This is a genomic window from Hypericibacter adhaerens (assembly GCF_008728835.1).
GTDB lineage: Bacteria > Pseudomonadota > Alphaproteobacteria > Dongiales > Dongiaceae > Hypericibacter > Hypericibacter adhaerens.
In genome coordinates this window covers 3,884,031-3,899,087 of sequence record NZ_CP042582.1, presented here as the reverse complement: position 1 = coordinate 3,899,087, position 15,057 = coordinate 3,884,031, and the positions used below count along the sequence as shown (strand labels likewise).

At 67.7% G+C, this 15,057-nt stretch carries 17 protein-coding genes; 2 read left to right on the top strand and 15 right to left on the bottom strand.

What is annotated here, in order from left to right; translation table 11 throughout:
* Positions 1-454 precede the first annotated feature (454 nt).
* The 12 genes from FRZ61_RS17335 to FRZ61_RS17280 all read right to left on the bottom strand — a co-directional run bounded on the left by FRZ61_RS17335 (position 455) and on the right by FRZ61_RS17280 (position 11,020).
* Positions 455-1,102 (bottom strand): LbetaH domain-containing protein, encoded by a 648-nt coding sequence (locus tag FRZ61_RS17335; protein ID WP_151118913.1) that lies wholly within the window; start codon positions 1,100-1,102, stop codon positions 455-457.
* Between the two features lie 5 nt (positions 1,103-1,107).
* Positions 1,108-1,926, bottom strand: a complete 819-nt coding sequence (locus tag FRZ61_RS17330; protein WP_191909077.1) for an NAD-dependent epimerase/dehydratase family protein — start codon at positions 1,924-1,926, stop codon at positions 1,108-1,110.
* On the bottom strand, positions 1,914-2,471 hold the full coding sequence (gene rfbC / locus FRZ61_RS17325) for a dTDP-4-dehydrorhamnose 3,5-epimerase (RefSeq protein ID WP_151118911.1): 558 nt from the start codon (positions 2,469-2,471) through the stop codon (positions 1,914-1,916). The genes FRZ61_RS17330 and rfbC overlap by 13 nt, the downstream gene beginning before the upstream one ends.
* The gene (locus tag FRZ61_RS17320) at positions 2,468-3,754 is read right to left on the bottom strand and encodes a class I SAM-dependent methyltransferase (protein ID WP_225308865.1); all 1,287 of its coding nucleotides are present in this window, start codon (positions 3,752-3,754) and stop codon (positions 2,468-2,470) included. The genes rfbC and FRZ61_RS17320 overlap by 4 nt, the downstream gene beginning before the upstream one ends.
* Positions 3,744-4,823, bottom strand: coding sequence for a CDP-glucose 4,6-dehydratase (gene rfbG / locus FRZ61_RS17315; protein ID WP_151118910.1), 1,080 nt, complete (start codon positions 4,821-4,823; stop codon positions 3,744-3,746). The genes FRZ61_RS17320 and rfbG overlap by 11 nt, the downstream gene beginning before the upstream one ends.
* Positions 4,796-5,599 carry a glucose-1-phosphate cytidylyltransferase gene (rfbF, locus tag FRZ61_RS17310; RefSeq protein WP_151118909.1) on the bottom strand — a complete coding sequence of 268 codons (804 nt, stop codon included), beginning with the start codon at positions 5,597-5,599 and terminating at the stop codon, positions 4,796-4,798. The genes rfbG and rfbF overlap by 28 nt, the downstream gene beginning before the upstream one ends.
* A 158-nt stretch (positions 5,600-5,757) precedes the next feature.
* On the bottom strand, positions 5,758-6,264 hold the full coding sequence (gene fliW / locus FRZ61_RS17305) for a flagellar assembly protein FliW (RefSeq protein WP_151118908.1): 507 nt from the start codon (positions 6,262-6,264) through the stop codon (positions 5,758-5,760).
* A gap of 35 nt (positions 6,265-6,299) precedes the next feature.
* Positions 6,300-7,274: a flagellin gene (locus FRZ61_RS17300; protein ID WP_151118907.1), complete on the bottom strand. Its 975-nt coding sequence runs from the start codon at positions 7,272-7,274 to the stop codon at positions 6,300-6,302.
* A gap of 20 nt (positions 7,275-7,294) precedes the next feature.
* A complete protein-coding gene (gene flgK, locus FRZ61_RS17295) occupies positions 7,295-9,055 on the bottom strand; it encodes a flagellar hook-associated protein FlgK (protein ID WP_151118906.1) in 1,761 nt (586 codons plus the stop codon).
* A gap of 11 nt (positions 9,056-9,066) precedes the next feature.
* Positions 9,067-9,519, bottom strand: coding sequence for a hypothetical protein (locus FRZ61_RS17290; RefSeq protein ID WP_151118905.1), 453 nt, complete (start codon positions 9,517-9,519; stop codon positions 9,067-9,069).
* Entirely contained in the window at positions 9,516-9,836 is a 321-nt protein-coding gene (locus tag FRZ61_RS17285) for a rod-binding protein (protein ID WP_151118904.1), read from the bottom strand. Before FRZ61_RS17285 ends, FRZ61_RS17290 begins: the two co-directional genes overlap by 4 nt.
* Positions 9,836-11,020, bottom strand: a complete 1,185-nt coding sequence (locus FRZ61_RS17280; RefSeq protein WP_151118903.1) for a flagellar basal body P-ring protein FlgI — start codon at positions 11,018-11,020, stop codon at positions 9,836-9,838. Before FRZ61_RS17280 ends, FRZ61_RS17285 begins: the two co-directional genes overlap by 1 nt.
* Positions 11,021-11,239: 219 nt before the next feature.
* Between FRZ61_RS17280 and FRZ61_RS17275 the strand changes: the two genes are divergently transcribed.
* Positions 11,240-11,668 carry a flagellar assembly protein FliX gene (locus FRZ61_RS17275; RefSeq protein WP_151118902.1) on the top strand — a complete coding sequence of 143 codons (429 nt, stop codon included), beginning with the start codon at positions 11,240-11,242 and terminating at the stop codon, positions 11,666-11,668.
* A 192-nt stretch (positions 11,669-11,860) separates the two neighbouring features.
* On the top strand, positions 11,861-12,277 hold the full coding sequence (gene dksA / locus FRZ61_RS17270; protein WP_151120869.1) for an RNA polymerase-binding protein DksA: 417 nt from the start codon (positions 11,861-11,863) through the stop codon (positions 12,275-12,277).
* Between the two features lie 144 nt (positions 12,278-12,421).
* Here dksA and flgH read toward each other — a convergent pair whose 3' ends face one another.
* From flgH to flgG, 3 genes are all read right to left on the bottom strand, one after another.
* A complete protein-coding gene (gene flgH, locus FRZ61_RS17265) occupies positions 12,422-13,177 on the bottom strand; it encodes a flagellar basal body L-ring protein FlgH (RefSeq protein WP_225308864.1) in 756 nt (251 codons plus the stop codon).
* 68 nt (positions 13,178-13,245) lie between these two features.
* Positions 13,246-14,232 carry a flagellar basal body P-ring formation chaperone FlgA gene (gene flgA, locus FRZ61_RS17260; protein WP_151118900.1) on the bottom strand — a complete coding sequence of 329 codons (987 nt, stop codon included), beginning with the start codon at positions 14,230-14,232 and terminating at the stop codon, positions 13,246-13,248.
* 14 nt (positions 14,233-14,246) lie between these two features.
* Positions 14,247-15,032, bottom strand: coding sequence for a flagellar basal-body rod protein FlgG (gene flgG, locus FRZ61_RS17255; protein ID WP_151118899.1), 786 nt, complete (start codon positions 15,030-15,032; stop codon positions 14,247-14,249).
* Positions 15,033-15,057 lie beyond the last annotated feature (25 nt).

The following is a 15,057-nucleotide window of genomic DNA, read 5'->3' as shown; positions in this document are numbered from 1 at the left end:
TTTTGTTCTAAACTAAAAGTTACCCTTGGGCGATCTCGCGGGGGCGCGGCTCCTCCGTCAGGCGCCTGATAGTTGCCTGATAGGTTCCTGTTCCGAGCTTGTTTTTCGAGAACCCATCAGACAGGAAAGTAGGGTATTTACAAAGGATTGGATCAATTTCGGGCTGGCGATCCTTGAATCGGCCCTGTTCTGAGGCCGGTCGAGTGCGAAGACTGTGGCGCGCTGCGGCTGGCGATCCTTGAATCGGCCCTGTTCTGAGGCGCAGGCTTCAATCGGCGCGTCAATGAGCGGGGGCTGGCGATCCTTGAATCGGCCCTGTTCTGAGGCCGATACCGCGTCGGCCATCGCCCGGCTCGAGGGCTGGCGATCCTTGAATCGGCCCTGTTCTGAGGCGAATCCGCAAAAGCCCCTGGCCATCTTCCGGGGGGAGGGCGCTAGGAGGATGTGTGTCGGCTCAGAGCCGGAACAGGTCGGCGAGGATATCGTGCTTGGGCGTCTTGAAGACGGGCTTGCGGTCGGCGTTGAAGACCAGGCAATGGCCCGGGCTGTCGGCGTCGACCAGCGAGCAGCCTTGCGCGATATAGCTGCGGGGGCCGACATGGCAATCGCCGATGATGGCGCTGCCGGGATACATCACGACGCCTTCCTCCAGCACCGGGGCGGCGCCGTGGTTCTTGCCGACCGTGCAGTTCTGGTAGATCGCGAAATATTCCGGGTATTTCAGCCGCACCAGCACGATGCCGACCGAATGGCCGACGAAGAAACGCTCCGGCAGCTCGGTGTCGTAGAAGCAGTGGAAGCCGTTCAGGCTCTTGTTGAGATAGAACAGCTTGGTGGCGAGCGCCGTGTCCTGCCGGTTGCGCCAGACCGTGTTGGCGAGATAGGCGAGGAAGATCGTGTTCTGCTCGGAATGGAGATAGTGGAAACGGCCCTGCGGCCACATCCTGACCGCATTGATGCAGCGGTTGAGCCGGCCCAGCGCCTCGCCCAGGTCGCGGGCGATGCCGGCGCGCGTATCCGCGGCTCCATCGGGAAAGAAATGGTCGAGCTGGCGCGCCAAATAATCGGCGAGGCCGTCGCGGGTGATGCCGGCGAGCTCCATGGGGGTCAGGCCGCGCCCAGGGTGGGCTTCTGCCGCAGCATGCCGGGCAGGCGGTCGCCGAGGAATTTCGGCCGGATCGCGAAATCCTCGAGGATGGCCTGGATGTCGATCACCGGCGTCGGATCGCCCGAGGGCGGCTGCGTCGCCTCGAGCTGCCAGCCGGTCAGGCGGAACAGCAGCTTGAAGAGCTCGGCATTGGAGACATTGGCGCCGCTGGCGAGATTGTAGAGCGGACGCCGGCCGCGCTCGGCGATCGCGAGCAGGATCGGCAGCACGTCGTCGACATGGATATAGTCGCGCGCCGAATCCGGGCTCACGCCCATCTTGAGCGGGCCGCCCTGCTTGGCGGCCAGGATCACGCGATGGAGGAAGATGTCGGCTTCGAGATCGTCCGCATAGACGCAAGCCAGCCGCACGGCGCGCACGTTCTTGCGGCCCGCCGTCTGGCAGAGATTCTCGCCCAAGGCCTTGCTCAGATCGTAGAGATGGCGTGGCTCGTTGGGATTGAGCTCGAGCGTGTCCTCCTCGTTCCCGGTCGGGCCGCCGCTGTCATAGAGGCGGGTCGAGGAGAGATAGGTCATGCTGTCGAAGGCCGCTTCCTTGAGCAGGCGGGCGAACAGCGTGACATGGGCCTCGACGGTATCGAAGGGCCGCTGGAGGAAATCGTTGGTGAGCCCGGCGCAGTAGAACACATGGCCGAGCGGCCGCGAGAACAGGGCGGGGCTGCCTTTCTCGGGCGTGAAGGGGGCGATGCGCCGGGCGCCGGCGAGATAGCGCGCCAGATGCGAGCCGACGAAGCCTTGCGCGCCGATCACGGTGTACATGCGGCCTCGCGGGCGGATTCGAGGAAGGGCAGGGCCTGGTCGCGGGCGGAGATGACGCGGCTGGCCGCGGCCGGCCATGCAATCGCCAGCGCCGGATCGTTCCAGCGCAGGCCACGCTGCAGCTCGGGCCGGAAGCCGGCGGTGATCTGGTAGAAGACCTCCGAGGCCGGCTCCAGGCTCTGGAATCCGTGGGCGAAACCCGCGGACGCATAGACCAGGCGGCGATTGTCCTGGGTGAGCTCGGTCGCGAACCAGCGCCGATAGGTCGCCGAGCCCGGCCGCAGATCCACGATCACGTCGAAGATCCGGCCGCGGGTGCAGCGGATGAGCTTGATCTCGGGCTCGCCGCCCGTCTGGTAATGCAGGCCGCGCAACGTGCCCGGCCGCTCGTTGAAGGAGGTGGCGCAATGGTCGAACGCCGTCGCCAGGCCGCGTTCGCGGAACTCGGCGACCGACCATGTGCGCGCGAAGAGGCCGCGCTCGTCGCGCTGCGGCTCCGGCTCGATCAGCCAGGCGCCCGCGAGCCCGGTCTCCTGGAAGATCATGGCCGGATGGCGAGGCGCGGGATCGCGGTGACGAAACGCCCGCCCCACTCGCGGATATGGCCCATGGACTGCTCGATCTCCGAGGCCAGGTTCCAGGGCAGGATCAGCACATAATCCGGCCGGGTCTGGGCCAGCGCGTCGGGCGCGAGGATCGGCAGGCGGCTGCCGGGCAGATACCGGCCCTGCTTGTGCGGGCTCAGATCGACGACATAGTCGAGGAGGTCGCCGCGCACGCCGCAATAATTGAGCAGCGTGTTGCCCTTGGCCGCGGCGCCATAGCCCACGACATGCTTGCCGGATTCCTTGGCGTCGATCAGGAAGCGGAGCAGCTCGCGTTTCACCTTGGCGGTGCGCTCGGCGAAGCCGCGATAGGCCGAGATGTCGATGATGCCGGCCTTGGCCTCGCGGGCGCGCAGGGCCTGGACCGCGGGGCCGGGCAGGGCCACCCCCCGATGCTGCGCATAGAGCCGCAGCGAGCCGCCATGGGTCGGCAGCTCCTCGACGTCGGTGACGGTCAGGTCGTGCGCCGCCAGCACCTTCTCCGCCGTGGTCAGCGAGAAATAGGAGAAATGCTCGTGATAGATGGTGTCGAACTGGCAATCCTCGATGAGGCGCAGCAGATGCGGGAACTCGAGGGTGAGCGTGCCGGTCGGCTTCAGCGCCATGGCGAGGCCGGCGGTGAAGTCGTTGAGGTCGGGCACATGGGCGAAGACGTTGTTGCCGATCAGCAGATCGGCCTGCCGGCCCTCGCGCACCAGCTGCTGCGCCGTCTGGCGGCCGAAGAAGAGGCTGACGGTGGCGATGCCGCGCCCGCGCGCGACGGCGGCGACGTTTTCGGCCGGCTCCACGCCCAGCACCGGGATCCCAGCGGCGCGGAAATATTGCAGCAGATAGCCGTCATTGCTGGCGACCTCGATCACCTGGCTTTCGCCGCCGAGCTTGAAGCGCTGGATCGCCTGGTTGGCGTAGCGCTGGGCATGGTCGAGCCAGCTCTGCGAGAAGGAGGAGAAATAGGCATAATGCCCGAAGATCTCGTCGGGCGTCTGGAAGGCCTCGAGCTGCACCAGGAAGCAGCGCTCGCAGACATGCGCCTTGAGCGGGAAGGTCGCTTCCATGCGGCCGAGCGCGGCCGGCTCGAGATAGGCGTTCGAGGGCGGCTGGGCGCCCAGATCGACGAAGAGGTGCGACAGCGGCGAGCCGCAGAAGCGGCAGGAGGGCAGGGCGACGGCGGGCGCCGAGCGCGGGTCGCGCTTCGCCTTGAGCCGCATCGAGCTAGGCAGCATCGGCATATTCCTCGATCTGATCCAGCGACAGGCGCCGCATCGGCCGGTCGCCGAGCTGGGCGCGATACCAGGGGACGGTGCGCTGCAGCGCTTCCTCGACGTTCCAGCGCGTGCGCCAGCCGAGCCGGCTCGCCGCCTTGTCGGCATTGACCGCCAGCAGCTGCTCCTCGAAGGGCGCGTCCACGCGATTCTCGAGATGCCAGGCGGCACCCTGGCCCCAGAGCTTCACCATCTCGTCGGCGATCCAGGCGACCGAGCGGTTGTCGTCGTGATTGGGCCCGAAGTTCCAGCCGCCGCTGTTTGCCTCCGGCGCCTCGACCAGCCGTTCGGCCAAGGTCAGATAGCCGCAAGCCGCTTCCAGCACATGCTGCCAGGGACGGGTCGCGTTGGGGTTGCGGATGCGCAGCGCATTGCCGGCTTCGAAGGCGCGGATCGCGTCCGGCACCAGCCGGTCCGCCGCCCAGTCGCCGCCGCCGACGATGTTGCCGGCGCGCGCGGTGGCGATCGCCGGGCCGTTCGCGGCGAAATAGGAGTGACGATAGGCCTCGACCGCGATCTCGGCGCAGGCCTTGCTGGCGCTGTAGGGCTCGCGACCGCCCAGCGGATCGTCCTCGTGATAGCCGCGCTTGAGGCTGCGGTTGAGATAGACCTTGTCGGAGGTGACCGCCACGACCGCCTGGACGCTGTCGACGCCGCGCAGGGCCTCGAGCAGGTTGACCGTGCCCATGACGTTGGTGGCGAAGGTCTCGACCGGCGTCGCATGGGCCTGGCGCACCAGCGCCTGGGCCGCCAGGTGGATCACGATCTCGGGCCGGGCCACGCGCACGGCGCTTTCCAGCATGGTGCGGTCGGTGAGATCGGCGATGTTCGAGATCAGGTCGCGCTCGAGCTCGAGCGAGGCGAAGAGGGAGGGCGCTTCCGGCGCCAGCGCATAGCCGGTGACCTTGGCGCCCATGCGGGCGAGCCAGAGGCTGAGCCAGCCGCCGGTGAAGCCGGTATGGCCGGTGACGAGGACACGTCGGTTGCGCCAGAAATCGGGGTTCAGGCGGTAAGCCGGTTGCTGCTGCATTCCTGCCAGACCTGCCAGGGGGCCGAGCCCTTGGCCCACATCTCGTTGAGCAGACACATCTCGCGATAGGTGTCCATGCACTGCCAGAAGCCGCCATGCTGGTAGACGGCGAGTTCCTGGCGCTGGGCCAGCATCTCGAGCACGCCCGCCTCGAGCGGCAGATTGTCGTCGGGACCGATGCCGTCGAAGGCGCGCTTCTCGAACACCATGAAGCCGCCATTGATCCAGCCCTCGGTGACCTGGGGCTTCTCCTGGAAGGACTTCACCAGCCCGCCGCCGATGGCGAGCTCGCCGAAGCGGGAGGAGGGATGGACGGCGGTCACGGTCGCCGCGCGGCGCTGGCGGCGGTGGTGCGCCAGCAGCGCCCCCAGATCGACATCGGCCAGGCCGTCGCCATAGGTGGCGAAGAAGCTGCTGGTGCGCACGAACTTGAGCGCGCGCCGCAGGCGCTGCGCGGTCTGGGTGTCGGCGCCGGTCTCGGCCAGCACCACGCGCCAGTCCTCCGCCTCGCCGGCCTGGAGCGTCTCGAGCGCGCCGGTGCCGAGATCGACCGCGAAGTCGCTGTTGCGCAGCCGGTAGTTCAGGAAATAGTCGCGGATCATGTCGCCGCGATAGCCCAGGCAGAGCACGAAGTTCCGCACGCCGAAATGGCGGTAGAGCTTCATGATGTGCCAGAGGATCGGCCGCCCGCCGACCTCGACCATGGGCTTGGGCTTGAACTCGGTCTCCTCGCGCAGCCGCGTGCCCTGGCCGCCGCAGAGGATCACGGCGGTCATGTCCGCGATCCCGGTCGACGTCCGGTCAAGCCGCTCGATCGGTTCGGCAGGGAGTTCGGTGGCGCGCATCGTCTGTTCCAAGGCCGACTGGGCGCTCATGCTCCACCGCCTGTCTTAAAAAGCGTTTAACCTTACGGTTCCGGTCCGGCCGGCCTGCTTCAGGCGGCCGCCTGCGCGCTGCCGATGGCCTGGCGAACGGGGTAGGTGGGGTTCGCCAGCACCACCTGGCGCGCTACATGGCGGCGCGTGTCCATCAGCACCGGCGCCCGCAGGTTGGCCGACAGCTCGACCATGTCGCCGACCGTGCGCACGGTCACGATCAGCATGAGCTGCAGGTCGTCGAGCGGGATGCCGATCGCGCTGCAGGCGTCGGCCAGGTCGGTCTTCAGGATCGGGCCGCTCTCGGTCGGGCAGGGCATGACGATGAAGGACAGGTCGGCGTCCTCCAGGCTCTGCATCAGCCGGAACTGGGTCAGCTTCGGGTTGGGAACGGTCAGGAGGGCGAAGCGGCGATGCTGCGTGAAGCCGAGCGGGCCCTGCGGCATCTCGATCACATCCTCCCAGCGCCCGGCGATCGGGCCGAAGCGCGTCGCGACGGTGAAGTCGCCGACGATCGCCGCGGGGTTCGCGGCGCCGGTGGCGAGAGCGGCTTCGGGAGCGGTCATGGCAATGTCTCCTTCGTCTGGCGGGGCCAAATCCGTTACTTGAGATAGTTGAGCAGGCTGAGCTGCGAGATCTGCGACAGGGTCATGTAGGAGGCCTGCAGCTGGGTCGTGTAGCTGCTGACCTGGGTCAGGGTCTGGGCGACGTCGACGGTCTTGATGTCGGCGATGTTCTGCTCGAGATAGATCGTGAAGTCGCTGTGGCGGCTGTTCGCCGAATCGATGGCGCTGCGCGAAGTGCCGATCTGCGACTGGATGTCCGCGATGTCCTGCGTCAGGGGCTGGACGCCGCGGGCGGAATTGCCGTTCTCGGTCCCGAGCGCCGTGTTGATCAGCGACAGCGCCGTCTCCATCTCGTCCTGGCTGGGCGTGGGGCCCGCCTGCTGGATGTAGTAGGCCGCGCGCAGCAGATACTCGAAGGCCGGATTGTCGGCGGTCACGCCGTAATTGATCGTCAGGCTGGTATCGATCTGGGCCGACATCACCTGCGAATCGCCCTTGTAATACTCGGCCGTGTAGGTCGGCAGCGGCAGCGTCAAAGGCGGCGTCAGGGTCGGCGGCGTGGTCCAGCCCGCGAGATCGACCGGCTTGAGGTCGGTGCGGGAGCCGGAGAACAGGTAGCGCCCGTCGACCTGCACGTTCAGCAGGTTGGCGATCTGCTGGCGGAAGTTCCCGGCTTCGGTGTCGATGGAGAGATCGCCCGCGTTGCTGTTGTTCTCCGCATTCAGCAGCAGGGTGCGGAAGTTGGTCGCGGCCTTGAAGATGTCCGAGACGCTCGATTCCATGCTGGTGAGCCGGCTGTCGACGGTCTGGTTGGTCTTCACATACTGCGCCGTCTGGGCGTGGGCGGTCTCGAGGCTGACAAGCTGATGCGCATCGGTGGCGATGCCGGCATAGGTCTGCGCCTTGAGCCCGCTCGAGGCCTGGATCTGCAGGTCGGCGAGGCGCGCCTGCACGCCCAGGGTCTGGGACTGCAGGAAGCTCTGAAGGGCGAAATTGGAGACGCGTGTCATGGCTTAATCACTCCCCGTCCTCACCCCTGCCCCAGCGAGAGCAGGACATCGAACATCTGCGAGACCGTCGTCATGATCCGGCCCGAGGCCGCGTAGGCGTTCTGGAGCACGATCATGTTGGACAGCTCTTCATCGGTATTGACGCCGCTCTCGGAACCGAAACGGCTCTCGATCTCGGACTTCAGCGATTCCGTGAAGGAATGGTCGTTGTCGACCTGCGCCGCGGCGCTGGCGTTCTGCGACAGGATGTTGTTGGCGTAGTCGGAGAAGCTGGTGGTCGCGGCCGCCAGGTTGCCGGTGGCGGCGAAGGTGGTGCCCGTCGTGAGCTTGGCGGCGAGCGCCGTGACCACGCTCGAATCGCCGGCGCCGACATACCAGTTGAGGGCCGCGTCCTGCTGCAGGGCGCCCCGCGACATCAGGCTCGGATCGGCCTGGATGTCGTCGCGGACCTTGATGACCGCGGCGAGATCGGCGCCCGTCGGATCGGTGCCGACGAAGAAATCGTTGAGATGCAGGTAATCGGACAGGTTGGTCGTCGGCTGCCCGCCGCCCGGATCGACCGTGCCGCCGGTGATGGCGATGCCGTAGCCGCCGCCATTGAGCGTGACCGCGCCGCCGCTCTCGGTGGCGGAAGCACCGACGCCGAAACCCGCCAGCACCGTGTTGAGGGCGGCGGCGAAGCCGGCAGAATCGAGCGTGCCCGGGGCCGGCATGGCGCCCGAGAAGGCGGCGGTGCCGTCCGGATTGAGCAGCGTCACGGTGACCGTGCCGGTCAGCGACGCGGCGGTGCCGGTCTGGGGCCGGCTGCTGGTCAGCGTCTTCGCCGCCGGCAGGCCCGTGCCCTGGTTGTGGATCTTGTTGACCTCGTCGCGCAGCTTGGTCGCGAGCTGGTTGATCTCCGCCGTCATGTTGGGGAGCGTCGTGTCACGCAGCTGCACCAGGGCCGCGATCTTGCCGGACCCGATCTCGGAGGTGATGTCCTTGCCGTTGACCGTGATCCCGTCGATGCCGCCCGGATAGGTGACGGCGGCCTGGAGCGAGGCGGCCGGGGTGTGGCTGATCAGGGACGGGTTGCCGTCGAGCAGCGTGCGCCCGGCCTTGGTGAAGATCACCATCTCGCCGTTGTCACGGGTATAGGTCGAGACGTCCATCTGCTCGGAGATCTTCGAGACCGCCAGGTCGCGCTGGTCCTCGAGATCGCCGGTCTCAATGCCGCGCAGCTTGGCCGCCACGATCTGCTCGTTGAGCTTGTCGATGGTCTGGAGCTGGCCGTTGACGATGTCGATCGAGGCCGAGATCTGGGCATCGGCCTCCTGGCGGAGCTGCTGCGTCGAGGCCGACATGTCGTTGAGGTTCTGGGCCGCGCGCTGCGCGTTCGTCACCACGTCGAGGCGCAGCGACACGCTCTCGGGGTTGGTGGTCAGCGCCGTGACCGAGGTGGAGTAGTCCGACAGCATCGCCGCCAGCGAGCTGTTGGAATCGGGCGACCCGAACATGTCCTGCATCCGCTGGAAGAACTGCTGGCGGACGTCGAGGGAATTGTAGTCGGAGGTGGTGTTGCGCAGCTGCACCTGCAGTGCCTGGTCCACATAGCGGTCGACGGAGCCGAGCTGGACGCCGGCACCGGTGCCGGCGATGACCCGGCTCTGGAGCTCCGCGATCTTGCGCGTATAGCCCGGCGTGTTGGCGTTGGTGACGTTGTTCGACACCACCCGCATCGCAGACTGGTTGGTCTGCAGCCCGGTCAGCGCGGTATAGAGGGAACTGGTGAGCGACGACATGGCGGTTCGCCTCAGAGCCGCTGGTCGATCGTGATGGCCGAGACCATGCCGGCGCGACGCGGCGGGGCCGCGGGCGGCCTGGCGCCGCGGCCGGTATAACCGACCGGCTTGCCGCGGCCGTTCTCGATCGCGTCGACCATGGCGGTCAGGACGCGCTCGTTGACGGCCTTGGCGGCGCGCAGCGCGCGCTCGTTCCTGGCGCAGGCGAGCTGCAGCCGCCCGGCCGCCTCGCTCAGGGCCGCGAGCCGCGCCGGCTCGATCCGGCCCAGCGCCGCCTGGCTCTCCTTGAGCTGCTTCATCTCGGTCTCGTAGGCCAGCGAAAGCCGGCTCTTCTCGCGCTGCAGCTCGGCCAGCGCCGGCGTGCGATGCTGATGCTGGCCCAGGAGCGCCGTCTCGCGCTCGAGGCAGTCGGCGAGCTTCTCGGTCAGGAGCTTGAGCGCGTCCAGGCGGTCGTTGCTCTTCATGGCTTCTGCACCTCCTGCAGCCGCAGGATCTCCTTCTGCACCATATCGGCGATGCCGATCCCGCCGGTCTTGGCCGCCTGCTTCCCGTATTCCTGGAACAGCATCGAGCGGAACACCTTCTCGCCCTGGCCGCCGCCGAACATGGAATCCGGCTCGACGTCGGCGAACATCTGCTCGAAGGTCTGCGATAGGTAGAAGGCCTCGAAATTCTCGGCGGCCTCCCGGGCCTTGGCCGCATCCGCGGTCTTGGCCGTGCTGGGCGCAAGGGGACGGGCGAGCTGCGCGTAGTCGCTCATCGTGCCGGCAAGGTCCGTCATCACCGCACCTCGATATCCGCCTGGAGGGCGCCCGCGGCCTTGATCGCGCGCAGGATCGAGATCATGTCGCGCGGGCCCACGCCCAGGGCGTTGAGGCCGTTGACCAGCTCCTGGAGCGTGACGCCGGCCGGCATCATGGCGAGCTTCTTGCCGTCCTGCTCGTCGACCTGGATGTTGGTGCGCGGCACCGTCGTCGTCGTGCCGGTGTTGGAGAAGGCGTTCGGCTGCGAGACCTGCGGCGTCTCGGTGATGCGGATCGTCAGGTTGCCCTGGGCGATCGCGACCGTGCTGATGCGGACATTCTCGCCCATGACGATGACGCCGGAATTCTCGTCGACCACGACCCGCGCCACCTCGTCCGGCTCGACCGGGAGCTGCTCGATCTTGGTCAGGAGCGCCACCGTGTCGCCGTTGAAGGTCGGCGGCACGGTGAGCTGCACCGTGCCGGGATCGAGCGGGCGGGCGGCGCCCAGGCTCAGATAGCCGTTGATCGCATCGGCGATGCGCTGGGCGGTGGTGAAATCGGGATTGCGGAGCGTGATCTTCACGTCCTGCATGCTGTTCATGGCGAAGCCCACCTCGCGCTCGATGATCGCGCCGTTGGCGATCCGGCCGCTGGTGGGCACGCCCTTGGTCACCGAGCTGGCGTCGCCCTGGGCGGTATAGCCGCCGATCGCGACCGGGCCCTGGGCCACGGCATAGACCTCGCTGTCGGCGCCCAGGAGCGGCGTCACCAGGAGCGTGCCGCCCTGGAGGCTGGTGGCGTCGCCGAGCGCCGCGATCTCGATGTCGATGCGGCTGCCCTGGCGCCCGAACGGCGGCAGGGAGGCCGTGACCATGACGGCCGCGATGTTCTTGGTGTCGAGCTTGGTGTCGCGCGCGTTGACGCCGAGGCGCTCGAGCATGCCGATCAGGCTCTCGCGCGTGAACACCGACTTCTTGAGATCGTCGCCGGTCCCGTTCAGGCCGACCACCAGGCCGTAGCCGACGAGCTGGTTGTCGCGCACGCCCTCGAAATCGGCGATGTCCTTGATCCGCGAGGTGGCGAAGGCGGCCCCGGGCAGCAGCAGGCCGACCGCCAGAAGCAGGCCGGCGAGGAACAGGGGCGCGAGCCCACGGCCGCGCGGGAAGAAGCGGCGCGCTGCGGGCAGGGTCGGAGCGTGTGGATTAACGGGTCCCAACATAGCGGGGATTCTCTAGCGCGCCGCGTGCCAATCCCGGCTCAGGCGCGGAAGCGGCGGGTTTGGGCCGGCGCCGGCCCGCGCGAGGCGCCGGCGGGCCGGCAAAATTTGCCGCGACGGCCGGCAGGAGCTGCCGGGCTTAAAAGCTTGTTTACCGAGCTGCCGGTAGCGTTTGCCGATGAATTCCAGCCAACGCCTCCGGGGGCCCCAGGGCAACAGGACATGAAGATCGATACCGGGGCTCCGGTCCGATCGACCTCCGCTTCGCGGCTTCGCGGCGGCGCGTCCGCGGCGCGCTCGGGCGTGGGCTTTGCCGAGCTCCTGTCGGAGCCGGCCGCGCCTAAGAATGTCACCGGGGCGGCGCCTCTGAATACGGCCGATACCATGCTGGCGCTGCAGGAGGTGGCCGACGTCACCGAGCGCAACCGCAAGGCCCGCGAGCGCGGCAATGCCATGCTGGACCGCCTCGAGGCGATCCGGATCGGGCTCCTGGACGGGGTGGTTTCGAGCGAGACGATCGCCGAGCTGGGCCGGCTGGTGAGGGACCGGCGCGATTCGAGCGGGGACCCCCGACTCGCCGGACTCCTGGACGAGATCGAGCTCCGGGCCGCGGTTGAGCTGGCCAAGCTTGAACAGGCCGCCAAGCCGTAAAAAAATTGACTTATTTTTCAATGGGCTAGAGAGTCGCGCTCCGCCGCCCGGCGCTTGCTTGGCGCGGCGAAATTCATATACTCGCGACCGCTTCTCGGGCCTCGGCTGTCCTTGCCCTTGGGCGTGGGTTTCCGGGAGGCGAGCATGCGCATGGATGAGAAGAGCCCTTCTATGAACGAACGCGTGATGCCGATGCGGCCCCTCTTGCCGCCGGACTACCGGCCTTCCGAAAAAGAACCCTTCATGAATCCGATGCAGCTCGAATATTTCCGCCAGAAGCTCCTGGCTTGGCGATCCGAGCTGCTCCAGGAATCGACCGAAACCCTCCAGCACCTCCAGGAAGAGAGCCTGGCCGAGCCGGACATGGCCGACCGGGCGTCGCTCGAGACCGACCGTTCGCTGGAGCTGCGGACGCGCGACCGCGAGCGCAAGCTGATCACCAAGATCGACGAGGCGCTGCGGCGCATCGAGGATGGCAGCTACGGTTTCTGCGAGGAGACCAACGAGCCGATCAGCCTGCGCCGGCTGGAGGCCCGTCCGATCGCCACCCTGTCGATTGAGGCGCAGGAGCGCCACGAGCGCATGGAACGCACGCACCGGGACGATTGATCCTGCGGCCCTCCGACCGGATACCGATCGCCTGAAATCGACAACGGGCCACCCGCGAGGGTGGCCCGTTGCGTTTGCGGGCCCAGGCGCACGCATACCTGCTGGCCGCCTGCGGTGTCCGCCGGTTCTTCCTGAACCTTCAGATCAGAACGGGAAGAGGATGTCGTAGATCTCCTGCCCGTAGCGCGGCTGCTGCGCATCGCTGATGATGCCGCGCCCGCCGTAGGAGATCCGCGCTTCCGCGATCTTGTCGTAGTCGATCGTGTTGATCGAGGTGATGTCGGCCGGCCGGATGATGCCGGCGACCTGCAGCTCGCGCACCTCGGCATTGACCTTCACCTGCTGGGTCCCGCTCAGCACCATGTTGCCGTTGGGCAGCACCTGGGTGATGACGGCGGCGACCTTGAGCTGGATGGTCTCCTGGCGGTTGACCGAGCCCGAGCCCACGGTGCTGCTGTTGCTGGCGCCGTTGACGAGCTGGGTCGGGTCGATCGCGTCGGGGAAGATCAGATTGAGCTTCGATTCCAGGCCGAGGAAGTTGGAGAGGCCGGCCGATTCCGCTGCGTCGCGGTTGCGGTCGGTCTGGTTGTTCAGCTTGGCCGCGTCCTTGATCTCGACCAGCACGGTGAGGATGTCGCCGACCTGGGTCGCGCGCTGATCCTTGAAGAAGGCGCGGCTGCCGGGACGCCAGAGCGAGTTGGCCTGGCGCTGGTCGATCTGGGGTGAGGGCATCGGCAGGCTCACCGGCTGGTAGCCTGCGGTCTGGGTCGGGTTCTGGATCGCCGACATCTGCGGCGTATCGCCGACATCCGACAGCCGCTCCAGCGTGCGACAGCCCGGGAGCGAGCCCATGGCGACGCCGAGGCAGAGCAGCGAGACGAGAGTGCGAGCGCGAAACATGGGTCGGTCTCCAATCATGGGGGCCGGAGCAGGCCGGCCTTTCATCGGTTCCGGGCGTGCCCGGCTGTTCATTCGACCGCGTTCGGCGCGCGCACGGCCACGCGCGAGGCGCTGACCACGACGGCGTCGAGGGTGCGGTTGCTCATGGTGTTGACGACGCGGATGGTGTCGCCGATGGCGCCGTTCTGCAGGGCCTTGCCCTGGATTGTGAGGCTCATGTTGCCGCCCTCGAGGGCCACCGTGATCAGGCTGCCCTTGGTCACGGCCACGGCGTCGATCAGATCGCCCGAGCGGACCGGCTGCTGCGCCTTGAGCGGGCGGCGCGGCGTCTTGCCGGTGATATCGGCGAGCTCGGTGATGACGCCCATCGGTACGCGGTCCGCCGGCATCGAGATCCAGGCGATGTCGGCCTCGGTGATGGTGTCGCCGGGCGACACGCGGCGCGCCAGGACCGGCACGTCGATCATCGTGTAGGCGCGGCCCGTGATGGTGGCCGTGGCCTCCACCGGTCCCGCGGCGGGAGCGGCGATGGCGGCGGCGAAGCGCCCGCTGGAGGGATCGTAGGTCAGGTTCTCCACCGACACGGTCGGCTCGGCGCTGGTCGGCAGCATCAGCCGCGGGCCGTCGCCGTCGAAGGCGATGTCGAAATCGCCGTTCAGGCCGCGCTGATTGAGCGCCTGGAGCAGCGCCACCTTGACGGTGCCGGGCTCGATCGCGATCCCGTCGCGGGTGACGCGGACCTGGTCGAAGCGGGTCTCGGGCTGCCAGGGGAGGCCGATCGAGCGCGCCATCTGGGCGAGCCACAGGGCGTCGAGCGTCACGCTGGCGCCGGGTGCCGGCGCTTCGGCCACGGGCCGGTTGGCGTTGGGCACGGGGCCGGCGAAGAGATCGCCCAGGCGGATCAGATGATCGTCGACCGCGACCTCGTTGCGCAGCGTGAGGCCGGCCGACGCCGTCTGCCCGGCCGCGGGCGCGGTGTCGGCGGCGGCCGGGACCGCGGTGCCGACCATGAGCGCCAGCATCAGAAGGACGGATCGCAAGCGGATGGCGATCATGGCGAACGCGCTCCTTAGCGCAGCTGCGTGAGGGTGCCCATCATCTGGTCGGAGGCCTGGATCACCTTCGAGTTCATCTCGTAGGCGCGCTGCGCCGTGATCAGGTCGGTGATCTCCGAGACCACGTTCACGTTCGAGGTCTCGAGGAAGCCCTGCTGGATCGTGCCGAAGCCGTCGGTGCCGGGCACCGCCGTGATCGGCCCGCCCGAGGCCTGCGTCTCGAGGAACAGGTTGTCGCCGATGGCCTCGAGCCCCGCCTCGTTGGGGAAGGTCGCGAGCTCGAGCTGCCCCAGGTTCTGGGGCGCCACCTGGCCGTCGATCTGGGCGAAGACCTCGCCGCTGGAATCGACGGTGATCGAGACCGCGTCGTCCGGGATGGTGATGCCGGGAAGGACGGTGTAGCCGTCCGGGGTCACGATCGTGCCGTCGGAGCTGCGCTGGAGCGCGCCCGCGCGGGTATAGGCGGTGTCGCCGTTGGGGAGCTCCACCTGGAAATAGCCCTTGCCGGAGATGGCGAGGTCGAGCGGGTTGTCGGTGACCTGCATGTTGCCCTGCTCGGTGATGCGGTAGACCGCGGTCGGCTTCACGCCGAGGCCGGTCTGCACGCCCGAGGGCACGATCGTGCCGCTGTCCGAGGACTGCGCGCCGACCCGCCGGTAGTTCTGATAGAGAAGGTCCGCGAACTCGGCGCGCCGGCGCTTGAAGCCGGTCGTGCTGAGGTTGGCGATGTTGTTGGAGATCACGTCGACATTGAGCTGCTGGGCCAGCATGCCCGTCGCCGCGACGCTCAAGGAACGCATGATGCTACTCCCTTACCTTCGATCC

What these genes read in the sequence shown, in the direction of transcription:
- FRZ61_RS17330 (WP_191909077.1), bottom strand. Translation starts at nt 1,926, where the DNA reads ATGTACACCGTGATCGGCGCGCAAGGCTTCGTCGGCTCGCATCTGGCG.
- rfbF (WP_151118909.1), bottom strand. Translation starts at nt 5,599, where the DNA reads ATGACCGCCGTGATCCTCTGCGGCGGCCAGGGCACGCGGCTGCGCGAG.
- flgG (WP_151118899.1), bottom strand. Translation starts at nt 15,032, where the DNA reads ATGCGTTCCTTGAGCGTCGCGGCGACGGGCATGCTGGCCCAGCAGCTC.
- dksA (WP_151120869.1), top strand. Translation starts at nt 11,861, where the DNA reads ATGCGGCCCCTCTTGCCGCCGGACTACCGGCCTTCCGAAAAAGAACCC.
- FRZ61_RS17290 (WP_151118905.1), bottom strand. Translation starts at nt 9,519, where the DNA reads ATGAAGAGCAACGACCGCCTGGACGCGCTCAAGCTCCTGACCGAGAAG.
- fliW (WP_151118908.1), bottom strand. Translation starts at nt 6,264, where the DNA reads ATGACCGCTCCCGAAGCCGCTCTCGCCACCGGCGCCGCGAACCCCGCG.
- FRZ61_RS17280 (WP_151118903.1), bottom strand. Translation starts at nt 11,020, where the DNA reads ATGTTGGGACCCGTTAATCCACACGCTCCGACCCTGCCCGCAGCGCGC.
- rfbC (WP_151118911.1), bottom strand. Translation starts at nt 2,471, where the DNA reads ATGATCTTCCAGGAGACCGGGCTCGCGGGCGCCTGGCTGATCGAGCCG.
- flgA (WP_151118900.1), bottom strand. Translation starts at nt 14,232, where the DNA reads ATGATCGCCATCCGCTTGCGATCCGTCCTTCTGATGCTGGCGCTCATG.
- FRZ61_RS17320 (WP_225308865.1), bottom strand. Translation starts at nt 3,754, where the DNA reads ATGCTGCCTAGCTCGATGCGGCTCAAGGCGAAGCGCGACCCGCGCTCG.
- FRZ61_RS17300 (WP_151118907.1), bottom strand. Translation starts at nt 7,274, where the DNA reads ATGACACGCGTCTCCAATTTCGCCCTTCAGAGCTTCCTGCAGTCCCAG.
- FRZ61_RS17285 (WP_151118904.1), bottom strand. Translation starts at nt 9,836, where the DNA reads ATGACGGACCTTGCCGGCACGATGAGCGACTACGCGCAGCTCGCCCGT.
- flgH (WP_225308864.1), bottom strand. Translation starts at nt 13,177, where the DNA reads ATGTTTCGCGCTCGCACTCTCGTCTCGCTGCTCTGCCTCGGCGTCGCC.
- FRZ61_RS17335 (WP_151118913.1), bottom strand. Translation starts at nt 1,102, where the DNA reads ATGGAGCTCGCCGGCATCACCCGCGACGGCCTCGCCGATTATTTGGCG.
- flgK (WP_151118906.1), bottom strand. Translation starts at nt 9,055, where the DNA reads ATGTCGTCGCTCACCAGTTCCCTCTATACCGCGCTGACCGGGCTGCAG.
- FRZ61_RS17275 (WP_151118902.1), top strand. Translation starts at nt 11,240, where the DNA reads ATGAAGATCGATACCGGGGCTCCGGTCCGATCGACCTCCGCTTCGCGG.
- rfbG (WP_151118910.1), bottom strand. Translation starts at nt 4,823, where the DNA reads ATGCAGCAGCAACCGGCTTACCGCCTGAACCCCGATTTCTGGCGCAAC.